Consider the following 16,463-nt stretch of genomic DNA (forward strand, 5'->3'; position numbering starts at 1 on the left):
AAGCGTGAGAACATGACCGAGAATAACCTCATCATTGGCACAGCCCCCGACTCTTGGGGCGTATGGTTCGCCGACGACGACGCTCAAACACCGTGGCAGCGTTTCCTAGATGAAGTTGCTGAAGCTGGCTACAAGTGGATTGAACTTGGACCTTACGGCTACCTCCCTGCAGAACCAGAGGTTTTGGCTCGCGAACTTAAAGAGCGCGATTTGCAAATTTCTGCTGGAACTGTTTTCACGGCTTTCCATCGAGGCGGACAGGAGCAGTGGGATATCGCATGGGAGCCCGCTCGCAAGGTTGCTGAACTAACAGCAGCTATGGGCGCAAAGCACATTGTTGTTATTCCGGCTCTTTGGCGCGATGACAAGACCGGCGAAGAACTAGAGCCATCAACCTTGACCGAACAGCAGTGGGATAATCTTGCTCAAGGACATAACAAGCTTGGAGAAACCCTTCAGCGCGACTTCGGCTTGTTCCAGCAGTTCCACTCCCATGCAGATTCTCATGTTGAGACCATGGAAGAGATTGAAAAGTTCCTTGCTGTAACTGACCCGAAGCTTGTTACTCTCTGCTTGGACACCGGACATGCCCAGTATGGTGGAGCTTCTTCTGTTGAACTCATTGAAAAGTATCCTGAACGCATCGGGTACTTGCACTTGAAGCAGGTAGACCCTGAGATTCTTCGCCGAGTACGTGAAGAAAACATGACTTTCAAAGATGCAACCGCAAGTGGAGTGATGTGCGAACCACCTCACGGATTGCCTGACTTGTCGAAAGTTATTGAAGCTGCTGAGGCTCTCAACCGACCACTCTTTGGCATTGTTGAGCAGGATATGTATCCTGTGAAATCTTTTGATATCCCACTACCTATCGCTCAGCGCACCAAAACTTATCTACTTGGTTGCGGTTCTCGCACCGTAATTGGCTAAAGATAACCCAACTTCATCTGTTATTGAAAAGGAAGTAAAGATGTCTCAGGATATTCGTGTTGCCGTTGTTGGCGCTGGACGTATGGGATACGACCATATTCGTCGTATTCACGAACGTATTGATGGCGCACGCGTTAGCGCAGTAGTAGATATTGATGAGTCTAAGGCTATTGAAGCTCTTGAAGGTATTGATGGAGCTCAGGTTTATACTGATTTCCACAAGGCTCTTGAGTCTGACAGTGTTGACGCTGTTTTAATTGCGACTCCTGGTTTCTTACATGCACCTGTTTTACAGCCTGCATTAGAGGCTGGATTGCCTATTCTTTGCGAGAAGCCACTCACCCCAGATTCAGCCTCTGCATATGAAATTGTTAAGGCTGAAGTTGCTACCGGCAAGAAGTTGATTCAGGTTGGCTTCATGCGTCGTTTTGATGGCGGTTACCGCACTATTCGTGCAGCTGTTCAAGCTGGTTCTTATGGTGAACTTTTGCAGCTTGATTGCGAACATATTAATCCGTATGTGTTGGATTCTTATACGGGGCGCAATCTCATTGACGACACTGTTGTTCACGAGTTTGACGGAGTTCGTTATCTGACTGGTGAAGAGATTAAGACAGTCCGTGTAATCTCTGGCAAGAAGACCAAGCATGCTCAAGGTGAGCTTGCTGATCCGGCAAAGGTCATTATGGAGACTGAGTCTGGCGTACTGGTAACGGTTAGCACTCATGTCACTGCTCGTTTTGGATATTCTGTAACTACTCGCGCGGTATTTGAAGAAAACCACATTTCTGTCGGTCAAGATTTGACCTGCCCCAGTTTTGAGCCTCGCTTTGTTGATGCATATGATCAAGAAGTTCAGGCATGGATTAATGCCATCAGCAAGGGTGAGCATACTGGCCCATCTGCTTGGGATGGTTATGCGGCGGCTGCTTGTTGTGAAGCTGGTTTTGCGGCGTTGAATTCCGGAAATGTTGAGCAGGTTGTTCTCGAAGAGAAACCTGATTTGTATCGCTAAAGATATTTTCGGGTATCTACGCTAGAGGGGGTACCAACACGTTGGTACCCCCTCTTCGCGTATCTGCTTGTCTTTGCACTCTTTTTCTTAGATTAGGGCTGATTGTCGTTTCAAGAAAAAGGGGATAAAAAATTTTCTTAAAAAGATTGTCATTATGTCATGACAAATATATAGTGTTTAGTAACACATTGGGTTCTCTGTTGAGTAATCGGTTACTAAAACCACACACTCTATAGAGCATGAGGTTAGGTAAGCTCGCCTACAGAGACTATCGTTTAACCTCATATATCTACTATCGACATTTCTTATAGACGAAGGAGTCATAATGTCAGGACACTCTGTTAGTGCGTCGGAGGCGAACTTACCGCCTCTCACCAAGGGGCCTCACAGTAAACGCCTCGGCCAGGTCGCGGTTGTAGCAACTCTCGGCGGTTTGCTCTTTGGCTACGACACCGGTGTCATCAACGGTGCTCTACTTCCCATGTCAGAAGAGCTAGGCCTCAACGAAAAAACAGAAGGTATCGTTACTTCTTCACTCCTTTTCGCTGCAGCATTTGGCGCACTCTTCTCCGGTGGCATTTCCGACAAATTTGGTCGTCGTAAGACCATCATGGGGCTCGCAATTATCTTCTTCCTCGGCGCATTAGCGTGCTCCTTCGCACCAAGCCTAGGCCTACTCGTCCTTGGACGCGTCCTACTCGGTATCGGCGTCGGTGGCGCTTCCACCGTCGTTCCCGTGTTCCTTGCAGAACTTGCACCTTACGAAATTCGCGGTTCTCTCTCTGGACGCAACGAAATGATGATTGTTGTCGGTCAGTTGGCAGCATTCGTCATCAACGCATTTATCGGTAACGTATGGGGCCACCTTGATGGTGTCTGGCGTATCATGCTCGCTATCTGCGCAATTCCTGCAGTATTCTTATTCATCGGCATGCTCCGCGTTCCAGAATCTCCTCGTTGGCTAGTTTCTAAGGGTCGTCTTGACGAGGCAACTGAAGTCCTCCGACAGATTCGCACCGAAAAACGTGCAGAAGCTGAGGCTAAGGACATTCAGCGAACCCTCGAAAAAGAATCCACCATGGTTGCTCCTAGCGTGTCATCCATGCTCAAAGACAAGTGGATTCTTCGCATCGTCCTTGTTGGTGTTGCACTTGCGGTATTCCAGCAATTCACCGGTATCAACTCCATCATGTACTACGGTCAGATTGTTCTTCAGGAATCTGGATTCTCTAAGAACGCAGCTCTTATCGCTAATATCGCCCCCGGTATTATCGCTGTTGTTGGCGCATTCATCGCATTGTGGATGATGGAAAAGATTAACCGTCGTACCACCGTTATCACCGGCTACACTTTGGTTACTATCTTCCACCTCCTCATCGGTACTGCAGCATTGGTACTACCTACTGACTCTGCAGCTCGCCCTTACATTCTCTTGCTTCTCATCGTCGGCTTCGTCGGTTCGATGCAGACCTTCTTGAACGTTGCAACGTGGGTTCTTCTCTCGGAGATTTTCCCTCAGCAGATTCGCGCATTCGGTATGGGCTTCGCAGTTCTCTGTCTCTGGCTTGCAAATGCTGCAATCTCCTTCGCGTTCCCTTCAATCCTTAAAGCAGTTGGACTAAACTCCACCTTCTTCGGATTCGCCGTCATCAACGCAATCGCAGCGTTCGTGATGTTCAAGTTCCTACCCGAAACCCGCGGTAAGAGCCTTGAAGAAGTGGAAGTTGGCGTCACTACCGGTGCTATCTACATTGTCAAGAACAAATAAACTACCACTGAAATAACCTCTCTTGATGTTCCGTAGCCTCTATTGCTCACGATGGGCATAGGGGCTACGGTTCCATTTTCCTCAGTTCTATACATCTACTACTTTTTTGAAAAGGTCACGTCATGACAACAACACGTACCATTAACGTTGGTCTTATCAGTGTCGGTTGGATGGGAAAAGTCCACAGCAAAGCCTACGCAGCAGTTCCACAGGTCTACCCTGAGTTAGGCATCAAGACTCGTCTCGTTCAAGCCGCAGATACCTCCGAAGAACGCGTCGATTACGCTGTTAACGTTCTTGGTTTTGAAAGCGGAACAACTAACTATCAAGATGTCCTCGCAAACCCCGATATTGATGTTGTTTCTATTTGTGCACCTAACTTCTTGCACGCACAAATCGGCAAGGAAGCAGCAGCAGCTGGTAAAGCTTTCTGGATTGAAAAACCAGCAGGACGCTCCGCGGCAGAGACCCAAGAAATTGTTGATGAAGCTCGCAAAAATGGCGTAGTCACTGCTGTGGGATTCAACTATCGCAACACACCAGCTATTGAATACGCTCGTCAACTCATCAGCGACGGAAAACTTGGAAGAATCACCAACGTTCGTGGTTCATTCTTTGCAGATTATTCTTCAGACCCCCGTGGAGCGCTCTCTTGGCGTTTTGTACGGGACCTTGCTGGTACCGGCGTATTAGGAGACCTTTTAGGGCATCTAGCAGATCTTATTCACTACACCGTCGGCCCTATCACTGAGGTCTGTGCGCTCACCCATACCGTCCATACCGAGCGCCCCAAACTTCCTATGGGAAGCGGAACCCACTTCGCAGTCATTGAAAATGGTGAAATGGCACCGGTCGAGAATGAAGATTACGCCGCACTCTTAGTACGTCTTGGTGGCGTAGGCGCGGTAGGAACTCTTGAAGCTTCTCGTGTGAGTGTTGGCCCACGCGCCCAATACGCTATTGAAATTTACGGCACTGAGGGCTCCCTCAAATGGGATTTTGAGCGTATGAACGAACTCGAATTAGCTCTTGGATCAGCTGGCGAGCAGGTTGGATACACTCGTATTTTTGCCGGCCCAGGCTTTGGAGATTTCTCCTTCTTCCAGCCAGGGGCAGGAACTTCCATGGGATATGACGACCTAAAAATTATTGAAGCGAAGAAATTCCTTCAAGCATATCTTGGACAAGAAAAGATTCACGCTGATATTCACGACGCACTCCTCGCTAACCGCGTCATCTCAGCGGCAGTAGACTCTGCGGAAACGCAGACATGGCAGGTAGTGGAACCTGTTACTGGCACTAGTGCCAGCGGAGAAGACCTCTCCAAACGATAAGAAGAAAATAACTCCTAGAGATGCTTAAGGCTCTTTGAAACTGGAGGGGAAACCGGTTTCAAAGAGCCTTAAGCATACTCAAAATCTTTTAGAAAACTAGGTAAAGAGCCCCCACCCACGTCACAACAATTACAAGACGCTCAAAAACTTTTTGTGGAATACGTCGAGCATAAAACCAGCCTATAAAACTTCCCAGAAGAAGCAGCGGAAGTAAGACTAAACCTAATGTTAACGTGTGAGGGTTCACCAACCCTAAACTCACAGAAAAAGGAAGTTTCAGCACGTTCATCACCGCAAAAAACCAAGCTGTTGTCCCTAAGAAAAGCTGAACGTTAAAACGGCTCGCCAAGAAATACATGTTCATGACTGGCCCACCAGCATTAGCGACCATCGTGGTAAAACCACCAAGTCCCCCATAAAACCAAGCAAACTTCTGCGAAGTGTTCTGTGCTGAATGACGGCTCTGACGCTGAAGAAGAGTCAGCACCATCAAAGCCAATAAAATCCAACCAATACTACGACGAATCACCTGATCATTAGAAACAAAAAGATACGCAGCACCCACAACTAAGCCACAAAGCACAGCCGGCACCAAGGTCAAGAGTGTTTTCCAATGAGCATGTTTTCTATACGCTACTAACGCTGAAATATCGCCGATGATGAGCAATATTAATAATGCGCCCGTTGATATTTTTGCTGGCATGAGAGAAGCAAAAATAATAACAGAAATAAGATTAACTCCCGGAAGCATCGTCTTAGAGATACCCACTAAAAAGGCTGCACATCCTAGAAGAGCCCAAGAAATTAGAGAGTACTCCCCTATAATATTCAGCATTGTTTTTGCCCCATCATGTTAAAGCCAGAGGTGCTAAAGAATAATTCTTTAGCACCTCTGGACATATTATATTTTTATTGTTCTGCGGTGAAAGGAAGACGAGGATCAATCTCCTGATTGTCCCATGTCGAACGGACCCAGCCATGGTGTGGGTCATCGCTGATCAGCCAATCACGAACAGGTCCAGGACCTGCCATAACATTCAAGTAATACAAATCGTAGCCAGGAGCCGCCATGGCTGGCCCATGCCAACCATAAGGCACCAACACCACGTCACCGGTACGCACTTCAGCGTTGACATCAATGGGACGTTCATCTGAAGCATATACACGCTGGTAACCAATCGCATCCTGCGCTTCTGCCGGTGCACCTACTGCAGGGCGAGTCTCAAAATAATAAATCTCTTCTAAAGCAGTTTCCCCTTCTTGCTCCACATCATGCTTATGAGGAGGATATGAAGACCAGTTACCAGCAGGAGTAATCACTTCACAGACAATGAAACGGTCTGCTTCTAACGCTGCTGGAGTACCAAAATTATGAACCTGACGAGAACAATTACCGGCACCACGGAGCTCTACAGGAATCTCACTCTTTTTAACATGACGAACCGGATAGTGTGCACGTGCTGGTGCAGAAGAAATAGAAACTCGCGCACCTTTGACTCCGCTAATCACCACAGGGGTATTAATACCGGTATATAAGATATCTGCAGGGCCGTGGAATACAGATTCGCGACCTTCAAGAAGGTACTGTTCGTCACCTATCGTGACGTGAACATCACCGTTCAAGGGCATGATGATACGCTCTTCATCTGCTGCATCTAAGCTCAGAGGTTCTTCCCCCAAAGTAGCAACACGAATACCAGTATGTTTCCAGCCTTCTACAGTCGTTGTAGAGTCAGAAGCCCCTAAAGAAACCTCCCACTGGTCTTGGGAAGCAGAACCTGCTGGGTAGAACCACTGCTGTGTCACGGTACTCTCCTATCGTAGAGTTCAGAATTTTAGTTTGAAAGCGTCATTTCAAAGGAATATAGGTCTGCTCGGTATACGTGCTTTCCTGTTTCAACACGAACACCGGTGTCATTCATAGTGGTGCGGAACATCGTCACCAACGGTGCACCCTCATGGGTATCAAGCTCTACCGCCTGATACTTATTAGCTATAGTGGCACCAATTTTTTGTTGAGCAAGAGAGAACGTCACCCCACGAGATCCCATGAGTTCATACAAACCGCGTTCATTTAATTCGTCCTCCGTCAAAGAGACCGCACTAACAGGAACCCAGTTCTCCATTAAAGCTAGTGGAGTACCGTTTTCGTAACGAACACGAACCAGATGATAAACCGATAGGTCATCAGTTAAGGCAAGTTTCTCTGCAATTTGCTCATCAGCTTCAACCACTTCATAGGTAATGACACGTGTTGTTGGTTCAATACCGCTTCGTTGCAAATCGTTGTATAGAGAAGACAGGCTCAAGGGGCGACGAATTTCGTTTGAAACAACCTGTGTACCTACCCCACGTTTACGAACAAGTAGCCCACCACGAACAAGCTCATCCATAGCTTTACGCACAGTTGGACGTGATAAATGCAGCTGAGCAGCAAGTTCTAGTTCGTTAGGGAGCATTGAACCAGTAGGAATCTTTCCCTCAGCAATATGGTGGTTAATGCCGTTAACAAGCTGATGGTACAGGGGAATAGGGGAAGAACGATCAATAGTAATTGCAGGAAAATCTATAGTAGCCATCATCAACCTTGCTGGGGATAGTGTCTATATGTCCTTTTGTAAAGACATAACTATTCTAGAGTAGCATTGTGATTCATTCCAAGGGTGCTAGCACATCAACAAATGCAAGGAAGTCATCGCTATTTATCAAAATAATAGCGATGACTTCCACACCTGAACCACAGTGTCTGTTAGCTCAACGCACCACGCAAAGCACGCAACGCAACAGAGAGCACATCAAAACGGGGGCGACCATCAGACCCAGTAGCAGCCTGAACCACCTCAGCTAAAGTGTCATCAACTCGTTCCATACGAACAGGATGTTCTTTGACCCATTGTTGAACGGCAGAATCTCCTTGTTCCACCGAGCGAGCCGAGGCATTTTCACCTTGAGCCTTCAAAATTGCTAGGGCAAGGCCAGCAGCAATCTCATAGAGGTCATCGCGAAGAGCTGAACGAGCAAGAATCTCCCAACGGTCAGTACGAGGCAGACGGCTAATGAGCGTCAACAAAGAATCTACTCCGAAACGGTCATACACCGAGAAGTAAATCAGGGCAACAGCATCAACACTGAGTTGATGAGCCTGAGCAGTCCGCACCACATCCATCAATGCGAAACCTTCAAAACCACGAATCCAGACAACTAACAATTCTTCAGGAAGACCCCATTGCTCACCCTGCTCGCGCAAAGCACGAACGCGAGCGCGAGAATTATCAGAAAGATAATCAGGGAGGTTGCGTCGCAGTCGCAGAACCTCTGAATAGGTGTTAATGATGTCAAGGATTGGTGCTCCTGTAACAACAGAACGCTCAGAGATAAACCAGCGTACGAGACGGTCAAGTACGCGTTGCCAGTCTCGCATTGTTGCCTGCCAACCCTGAATCGGGGTGTGTGCAGGAAGTCCGCGGTGTACGGTAGAAGCCTTGTCAATGTCGAAAAGGTCACGGGCAACGAAGAAGGCTCGTGCGATAGTGTCTACGCTGGCGCCTGTTTCTTCTTGAACCCTAAAGACATGCGTAATACCAGCAGTGTTCACTATCTGGTTTGCAACCCGCGTGCAGATAATTTCTTGACGTAGCGGATGGGTGTTTAGGTCTTCTCCGAATCGCTCTACAAGTGCTGGAGGGAAGTACTCTTGCAAAATACGGTGCAGATAGGGGTCTTCTGCAAAAGATGTTTTGCAAAGCTCCGCAGTGAGGTGCATTTTGACGTATGCGGTAAGCACTGAAAATTCAGGGCTAGTGAGAGTAATTCCGGTCTGTTCATAGCGTTCGCGGATGTGTTCGTCGTCAGGGATGAACTCTACTTCACGCACCAGTCCGGCATGTTTTTCAAGGTCGTGGATGAGTCGGATGTAGGCGCTTACCCCTGGGATAACACCGTGCCGTTCTGCTTGGAGTAGAACATTTTGTTCACGGTTTGTTTCAAGAACTTGTTGGCCCACATCTTCCCGTTGAGCTTCAATAAATGTTGCTCTCTCCTCTGGCGATAGTTTGCCTTGAGCGATGAGTCGGTCAATTAGGATTTTGATGTTGACTTCACGGTCGGAGGTTTCTACGCCGGCAGAGTTGTCAATAGCGTCAGTGTTGAGAAGTACGCCTGCTTCTGCTGCTTCAATTCTGCCGCGTTGGGTCATTCCGAGGTTTCCGCCTTCACCGATAATGGTGGCTCGTACTTGGCAACCATTGATACGAAGTGCGTCATTGGTTTTGTCGCCAACTTCTGCGTGAGTTTCTGCAGACGATTTAATATATGTACCGATACCACCGTTGTAGATGAGTTCGACGGGAGCTTTGAGAATAGCCGAAAGCAGTTGAGGTGGTGACATCTCTGTGATGTCCTCATCAATACCTAGGGCGGAGCGTACTTGGGGTGTCAGCGGAATAGATTTACTATCGCGAGAGTAGACTCCGCCGCCTTCAGATATGAGTGAACGGTCGTAGTCCTGCCACGAGGAGCGTGGTAATTCGTAGAGGCGTACGCGTTCTTTGAAAGAGGTTTCGGGATCGGGGTTGGGGTCTAAGAAAATGTCGCGGTGGTCAAAGGCGGCAAGGAGTTTGACTGTTTGTGTGCGCATCATTCCGTTACCGAAGACGTCACCGCTCATATCTCCAATACCTACTGCGGTGAATTCTTCTTGTTGGCAGTCTTTACCGAGTTCGGCAAAGTGACGTTTAACAGATTCCCATGCGCCTTTTGCGGTAATTCCCATTGCTTTATGGTCGTATCCGATAGAGCCACCGGACGCGAACGCGTCACCAAGCCAGAATCCATATTCTTCGCTGATGCTATTAGCTGTATCAGAGAACGCTGCAGTCCCTTTATCTGCGGCTACAACAAGGTAGTAGTCGTCTGCGTCGCGAGCGATAATACCTTCGGGGCGGATGATGTGTTCTACGCCGTTCTCATCGATACGCAGGTTGTCGGTTACAGAGAGGAGCGCACGAATAAAGATTTTGTAGGATTCTCGTCCTTCTGCAATCCATGCGTCACGATTTTGTGCTGGGGAAGGAAGCTGTTTCGGGAAGAACCCGCCTTTAGCTCCAGTTGGGATGATAACCGCATTCTTGACCATCTGGGCTTTGACAAGGCCAAGGACCTCAGTGCGGAAGTCTTCACGACGGTCAGACCAGCGGAGTCCGCCGCGTGCAACGGAGCCGAAGCGTAAGTGTACGCCTTCTACTCGGGGAGAATACACATAGATTTCAAATTTAGGTCGAGGCAAAGGCGCAAAATCAATGTATTCGGGAGAGACTTTTAGCGCGAGGAACTCATCTGGTAGGTACGCGTTAGTGCGTAAAGTAGCTGCGATAACGGTAGCCATTGAACGCATAAAACGGTCTGCGTCAAGAGTTGGTATCTTGCCAAGTTCTAAGAGGAGCTCTTCCCATGTTTTTTGGCGTGCTTGTTCTCGTTCTTCGTCAGTGTTGTACTGGCGTTTCGGGTCGAAGCTGATAGCGAAGAATTCGTTAAGTAGGCTCGTAACAGCAGGGTACCCTAGCAGCGTGTCGGACATGAATTCTGGGGTGAATCCGCATCCAAGTTGACCAAGGTAGTGTGTGTAAGCGCGCAGAACAGTCACATATTTCCAGCTCATTTTTTCTTTGAGAATGAGACGGTCAAGGGTGTCTGTTTCACGGCGTCCTTGAAGGAATGAGCTTAATGCTTGTTCGTAAACATCTACGACTTCTTGTGCGTCAATCCCTTCAGGGAACACCACACCGAAATCATAGAGGATAAAGTCTCGCCCGTCTGCAGGGGTGATACGGTAGGGTCTCTGGTCGATTACGATCAGCCCCATATTCTGCATAACCGGTAGTAGTTCGGTTAGTGTGTGTTGGCTATTGAGATACGTTTTGAGGCGAGTTTGCCTATCTTTTGTGTAGAGTCTGACTGCTACAGGTTTTTTATGTTGTGTTGAGAGCTCTTCAAAGATGTCAACATCGTTGACGGCTTCTTCAACGGAATAGTCGGCACGATAGGTTGCAGGAACCGCATCAGCCCATAGCTGAGAAATCGTACGGGCTTTATCTTCTGGTTGGGCTTTTTCTAGTGCCGAAGCAGTTGCTTCTGACCATGAGCGCACAGCTCGTTGGACTCTTTGTTGGATGTCCTCAGTGTTAATCTCGAGGATCGTATTGGGTTGACTCAACCGAATACGAAGGAAAAGACGAGCTAAGGAAGAAGTCGACAAACGTACGTCATAGTCGATGTCTGCGACATCAAATTGTTCGCAGAAAACAGATTCGATTCGTTGGCGGACTCCAGTGTTATAACGGTCTCGCGGTAAGAAAATAACGGCACAGATAAACTGCCCTAAGCTATCGGGGCGGATAAAGACCCTCGTAAGGCGTCGTTCTTCAAGCCCCATGATAGCTCGGAAGGTTTCGCTGAGAGTTTCAACGTTGGTGTGGAACAGTTCTGTTCTAGGGTACTGCTCGATCATTCCGGTAAGAGTTTTTTCTGAATGGGATGAGCAGTGGAACCCGAGTCGGTGACGAATAGAATTAATACGTTCTCGTATCAATGGAGTTTGTGTAGCTGGCAGTGTATACGCTTGAGCAGAGAACAACCCTAAGATAACGTGCTCCCCGATGATTGCACCGGAGTCGTCCACAATGCTGACACCAATATAGTCGAGATACTCGTGACGGTGAATGGTTGAGCGAGAATACGCTTTCGTGATGTGTAATGGCTGTTGGGAATATACCGTTGTGATGTCGAGGTCAGGTAGTTCGACGTGATGTTCTTGGCTTTGGGTAAAGATTCCTAAACGATTCTGCGGTGAGGTCTCTAGTGTTGCTGTTGCGGGGTTAATGCGCCGTTCTTCCATCCCCCAGAACAAGAAGTTTCCTTCGGTTAACCAGTTAAGAAATTCTTGAGCAGTGCTTATTTTTTGGATGGGGTCATGGGCGCTAAAGGTTTGTTGTGTGGTGTTCGTGCGCTCGCTGAGTTGTTGGGCGATGGTTTGTACGTGTTGTGCCATGGCGTCAGCGTCCGTAACGGCGCTACGTACATTTTTGAGAATCTGGTGAATACGTGTTGTGAGTTCTTGTTGTGTTTGTGGGTCAAGAGTTTTGATGAGCTGGATGGATATCCATGATTCTACGGTGAGCGTGTTGCCGTTCGAGGGTGTTTTTTGGTCTAGTACGGGTAACGCTGCGGTGTCTCCGCTGACGACCGGTTGTTCTACGCCTGTTCCTTCTAGGCTGATGAGTGTTCCGTTATCGTCTCGTTCAGCGATGAAGGTGGGGTGGTTCAATGTTGCAATACCGCCGTAATTTGCGGCAATTTCGGCGGTGATGGAGCTAACGAGGTAGCTCATATCATCGGTGGTGATGAGTAATGTGGTGGAGGTTTCGTCCTGTAGCGTGTTGACAAGGGATTCGCCGTGTTGACGGGTCTGTGATAGACGTCGGTGTTCTTGGGCGAGACGTTGGCGGTTGTGAACGTTATTTCCTTCTGCCTCTGTAGAGGTGTATTGGTAATACTGATCGATCCATGTTGGGGTGGTCAGTTGTTCTGGTGATGCGTCGTCGCGAGCGTGCAAAATATGCCTCCGGTAGTAGTACAATCACACCTTTGTGATATGGTCAACACGCTGAGTGTGCGTGTTATAGGTAATACCTTATAACGTGACTCCACTAACACAAAACCCCTAGAGTACTCTCGTGAAGAAAATTAAAAAAACTAACGTATCAGCTAGATAACCCCATATTTTAGAATAACCAAGAAGCATTAAAGTCTGTAACACTTTTATTCGCTACTGACATTCCTCAAAAGACACCCAACCACAAGACCTTGCCACATCACGAGACATGAGAGAGCTCCTCTAAAGTCCAAGCTACACTCTAAAAACACCTATAATCATGGGTACATGTACTTTTGAGATAAGGGGGCACTCATTGACTGTGCGAACTACCATTATTATGCCGGTCTACAACACCGCTCATGCGGTTATCCGTGCCATCGATAGCGTTCTACATCAGACAGACCCAGATTTTGAACTCATCATCGTTAACGACGCCTCCCCAGACCACGCTGATCACATCATCACAGAGCACCTCAAAAAAGTTAATGATTCACGGGTACGCTACTTCCTCAACGAACAGAACATTGGATTATCCGAAACTCGCAACCGAGGACTTTCTCAAGCTCGCGGACAGTGGCTTGCCTTCTTAGACTCAGACGATGCCTTCACGCCAACTTTTCTTGAAAGAATGCATCATTGGACGAACGATGAAATAGACGTTGTTGTCTGCGCTCATGATGTCGTCACACGAGACGGAAACCAACGCACCCGACTCCGCGGAAAAACTGGAATATTCACGGGACATGAGGCGATGCTCAAACTTCTACGCGATGAAACAACACCCTATGTGTGGGACAAAATTTTTCGTGCCAGCACCGCAACTGGACACACCTTCCCCACTATTAACCGTATTGAAGATGCCGCCTATATTATTCCGATTTATCAAAAAGCGCGTAAAGTGCGCTTTATTGAAGAATCATTATGTCTCTATAGCGTGAACCCGCATTCTGTCACGTGGGGGTCTGTACCGCCCATACAAGAAATGTACCGGTATATGAACTATCTCAAAGAAAATACTCAAATACATCAAGGGAGCAAGCAAGAGCAGGACGCTCTTGCCGTTACATGGTGTCTAGCTTTTCTCAATGGAGCACAAAGTGCTCTGCGTTTAGGTGTTTCCAACGCTCCCAATTATTTGAAACAATGCCAACAGGCATTAGCGTGGCATATTGTTGTACGAGCTCTTAGAACACGTCCAGTTTTTGGTGCTGCCGCATTCTTATTTAAGCTTTCGCCGAAGGTCTACCAGACGTTTTATACCCGTTATGTTCAACGAGCGTATGGAATTGACTAAGTCTCTTTGGTCTTACACTGCTCAGATGTAGTACTCCCTGATGTCCGCTATAACTTTTAAGGTTCTGCATGACGCATCCTTTGTTTCAAGCGGTGAAGGATATAATGTGTGCTGTCGATATTTTGTTTCCTACCCGTGAGGAACTTTTGCATGAGCTTTTCTGCTCCTCGCACATCCATCATTATGCCGGTGTATAACACTGCTGAACGTGTTATATCTTCTATTCAATCGGTGCTCGCTCAAAGTGACCCTGATTTTGAGTTGCTGATACTCGTAGATGGAGCAACTGATCATTCGGCGCAGGTTATTGAACAATTTCTTCACCACAATCCTGATCCAAGGCTACGTTTTTTCAATAATGCGCAGAATCAGGGGGTTTCACGAACACGCAACCAGGGGCTGGAGCATATTCGGGGGCAATGGGTTGCTTTTCTTGATTCAGATGATACGTATCGCCCGCATTTTTTAGAATCTTTGCATTCTTATACGGAGCGCTATGATGCCGATATTGTGACCAGTGTTTTAGCTATTGCTAAACCAGATGGTTCCGTTACCCCACGCCCAACCCAACCAACAGAGACTTTCCTAGGACAAGAAGCCGCTTATCATCTTCTTCAAGGTGGAAGAATCACTCCTTATTTGTGCGACAAAATCATTCGTAGTTCTCTTTTTGAAAATGTTCGTTTCTGCCCAGATATTCATCGTGGAGAAGACGCCCTTGTCACCTTGGCATTATGTCTTAACGCTCAGACGGTTGTAGCAACTCCAGAAGTCCAATATGAGTATTTTATGGAGTCGACCGGTCTTTCGTGGGGACGTATTACCCCTGTAGAAGAAAGCTTAGCTCTCATGCAGGCTCAAGCAGAGCTATTAGGGGAACGTCTGAACACCGTTCAGGGGCGTAAGGCTTACGATGTTTCGTGGATTATCACTTTTCTTAATAGCTCACAGCAAGCAATTTTTAATGACACTGCTCAGGGACGTGAAATTCTATCTCGTAATCGTCAACTGATTCGGTGGTCACAGATTTATCAGATTATTTCTATTAATCCTATTTTTTGTGCGGCTGCCACTTTACTAAAATTATGCCCACCGTTGTATCGGGTAGTGTATCGCGCCTATGTCAAGAGAACCTATGGGCTTTAGCGACTCACGCGTGCGTTCAGCCATGCTCCAATGAGGTGAATACTAAATCCGCTGAGGGGGCCGACAAAAAGCGATATCAGCACTCTCACCATAAGCGGCAAAGGTAAGAAGAGTAACCCGAGGGAAATACACGCCGCCCCAATCCACCCGAGGATATAGATTCGGTGCAGGTTTGTTGCCAGTACAAGTGTTCCAGAAAGAACTAAGAGCGCCATAATAGCTGAAGCAAAGGTTAGCAGGGCGAGGATATGTCCTTGGGCGACTTCTTGGTATGCCACGGTTTCTTCTGGTTTGGGATGATAAATCGCCAAGAAGAGGAACGGCCCTATCAGATAAGCTGCGATCGCACCAATAGCCCCCACCCCGAGAAGAGCACCAGCAGGTCGGGCGATGGCTTGAAGAGGACGATGTTGATGCTTGATAAAGAGAGAAATTGCCACTCCTTGAAAAGCTTGGAGCGGAATCATAATAGGTGAACGAGTAATCGAAATAGCCAAAATAAGCGCTCCTAGCACCATATCTGAGTGCGTACCAGAAGATGCTCCTTCAGTGGCTTTCATCATGAGGGGGAAGCCTGTGGTAAGAGCAGCCGATGCGCCGGCTGATCCCATTGCGATAAGGGTGTTTATGGTGAGCGTTTTTGCAGGCACATCGCCTCTGGCCCCTAAGGCAGAACGGGCATGAGAAGAACATATAGCAAGGACTATCCAGAGTAATGCTGGCGAGATAACAGCAGCTTCAAGATCCCAAAGGTATCCGGCAAGAAGACCGACAACAAGCATGCTCACGAAACGCCAAGTAGCCTCTCCGCCGTTAATGGTTGCCATAAGATACCATTTTTTCTGGCCTGCAGCATTACCGCTTAGAGCAACCTGAACAGCATATAGAACCGTAGCTAACGCAATGGCGACGAGAGTAAACTGGGGGTCTTGAGAAAGAAAGTAATGAATCCAGATACCTGATGTTGCCGTCACGATGATGGCAACACCAAGACCTATCCCTAAAGCGATAACAGCAGGGCGGGCGCCAGGTGTTGCAGGTGGGTTAAGTTGAGCAGCTCCGACAGCGCGGGTGGCCTCTGAGGCAATACCTCCAATGATTCCGTAAATACCAAAGAGTAGCGCCCAAAACACTAAAAATTCTGGTACGTCAGCGCTAGGTAGTGCATGTTTTGCAATGACTGTAGCAAGGAACGCTGAGAGTGCAGAAAGAACAGACGCACCGAGGATAGCGCTAGATTCCTTACGCGTAATAGATGTTTGGGGGGTAGGTTGATCGGTAGATGTGGGAGGTTCTTTTGATTGTTGTTTGACCACCGATAACAC

At 47.8% G+C, this 16,463-nt stretch carries 11 protein-coding genes; 6 read left to right on the top strand and 5 right to left on the bottom strand.

The genetic code is table 11. The annotated features are described in order from the left end of the window. The first annotated feature begins 12 nt into the window (after positions 1 to 12). From ACN08X_RS04925 to ACN08X_RS04940, 4 genes are all read left to right on the top strand, one after another. Positions 13 to 930, top strand: coding sequence for a sugar phosphate isomerase/epimerase family protein (locus tag ACN08X_RS04925; protein WP_419101216.1), 918 nt, complete (start codon positions 13 to 15; stop codon positions 928 to 930). Positions 931 to 970: 40 nt separating this feature from the next. Further along, positions 971 to 1,945, top strand: a complete 975-nt coding sequence (locus ACN08X_RS04930) for a Gfo/Idh/MocA family protein (RefSeq protein WP_419101217.1) — start codon at positions 971 to 973, stop codon at positions 1,943 to 1,945. Positions 1,946 to 2,270: 325 nt separating this feature from the next. Beyond that, on the top strand, positions 2,271 to 3,713 hold the full coding sequence (locus tag ACN08X_RS04935; protein ID WP_419108073.1) for a sugar porter family MFS transporter: 1,443 nt from the start codon (positions 2,271 to 2,273) through the stop codon (positions 3,711 to 3,713). A 122-nt stretch (positions 3,714 to 3,835) separates the two neighbouring features. Next, on the top strand, positions 3,836 to 5,047 hold the full coding sequence (locus ACN08X_RS04940) for a Gfo/Idh/MocA family protein (RefSeq protein ID WP_419108074.1): 1,212 nt from the start codon (positions 3,836 to 3,838) through the stop codon (positions 5,045 to 5,047). 88 nt (positions 5,048 to 5,135) lie between these two features. On the opposite strand, the gene ACN08X_RS04945 is transcribed toward ACN08X_RS04940, so the two are convergent. The 4 genes from ACN08X_RS04945 to ACN08X_RS04960 form a co-directional block, all read right to left on the bottom strand. After that, on the bottom strand, positions 5,136 to 5,882 hold the full coding sequence (locus ACN08X_RS04945) for a sulfite exporter TauE/SafE family protein (protein WP_419105837.1): 747 nt from the start codon (positions 5,880 to 5,882) through the stop codon (positions 5,136 to 5,138). Between the two features lie 74 nt (positions 5,883 to 5,956). Beyond that, positions 5,957 to 6,853 carry a 5-deoxy-glucuronate isomerase gene (iolB, locus tag ACN08X_RS04950; RefSeq protein ID WP_419101221.1) on the bottom strand — a complete coding sequence of 299 codons (897 nt, stop codon included), beginning with the start codon at positions 6,851 to 6,853 and terminating at the stop codon, positions 5,957 to 5,959. A 29-nt stretch (positions 6,854 to 6,882) separates the two neighbouring features. Further along, positions 6,883 to 7,629 (bottom strand): GntR family transcriptional regulator, encoded by a 747-nt coding sequence (locus ACN08X_RS04955; RefSeq protein ID WP_419101222.1) that lies wholly within the window; start codon positions 7,627 to 7,629, stop codon positions 6,883 to 6,885. 167 nt (positions 7,630 to 7,796) lie between these two features. Further along, positions 7,797 to 12,656, bottom strand: coding sequence for an NAD-glutamate dehydrogenase (locus ACN08X_RS04960; RefSeq protein WP_419108075.1), 4,860 nt, complete (start codon positions 12,654 to 12,656; stop codon positions 7,797 to 7,799). Positions 12,657 to 13,017: 361 nt separating this feature from the next. Between ACN08X_RS04960 and ACN08X_RS04965 the strand changes: the two genes are divergently transcribed. Both ACN08X_RS04965 and ACN08X_RS04970 read left to right on the top strand, forming a co-directional pair. Then, positions 13,018 to 13,992 carry a glycosyltransferase family 2 protein gene (locus ACN08X_RS04965; protein WP_419102833.1) on the top strand — a complete coding sequence of 325 codons (975 nt, stop codon included), beginning with the start codon at positions 13,018 to 13,020 and terminating at the stop codon, positions 13,990 to 13,992. 150 nt (positions 13,993 to 14,142) lie between these two features. Beyond that, entirely contained in the window at positions 14,143 to 15,138 is a 996-nt protein-coding gene (locus tag ACN08X_RS04970; RefSeq protein WP_419105839.1) for a glycosyltransferase family 2 protein, read from the top strand. Here ACN08X_RS04970 and ACN08X_RS04975 read toward each other — a convergent pair. Beyond that, a complete protein-coding gene (locus ACN08X_RS04975) occupies positions 15,135 to 16,454 on the bottom strand; it encodes a hypothetical protein (protein ID WP_419108077.1) in 1,320 nt (439 codons plus the stop codon). The two genes, ACN08X_RS04970 and ACN08X_RS04975, sit on opposite strands and share 4 nt — an antisense overlap. Positions 16,455 to 16,463: the final 9 nt, after the last annotated feature.

It is taken from the genome of Rothia sp. P6271, assembly GCF_048512995.1.
In the GTDB taxonomy this organism is placed as follows: domain Bacteria; phylum Actinomycetota; class Actinomycetes; order Actinomycetales; family Micrococcaceae; genus Rothia.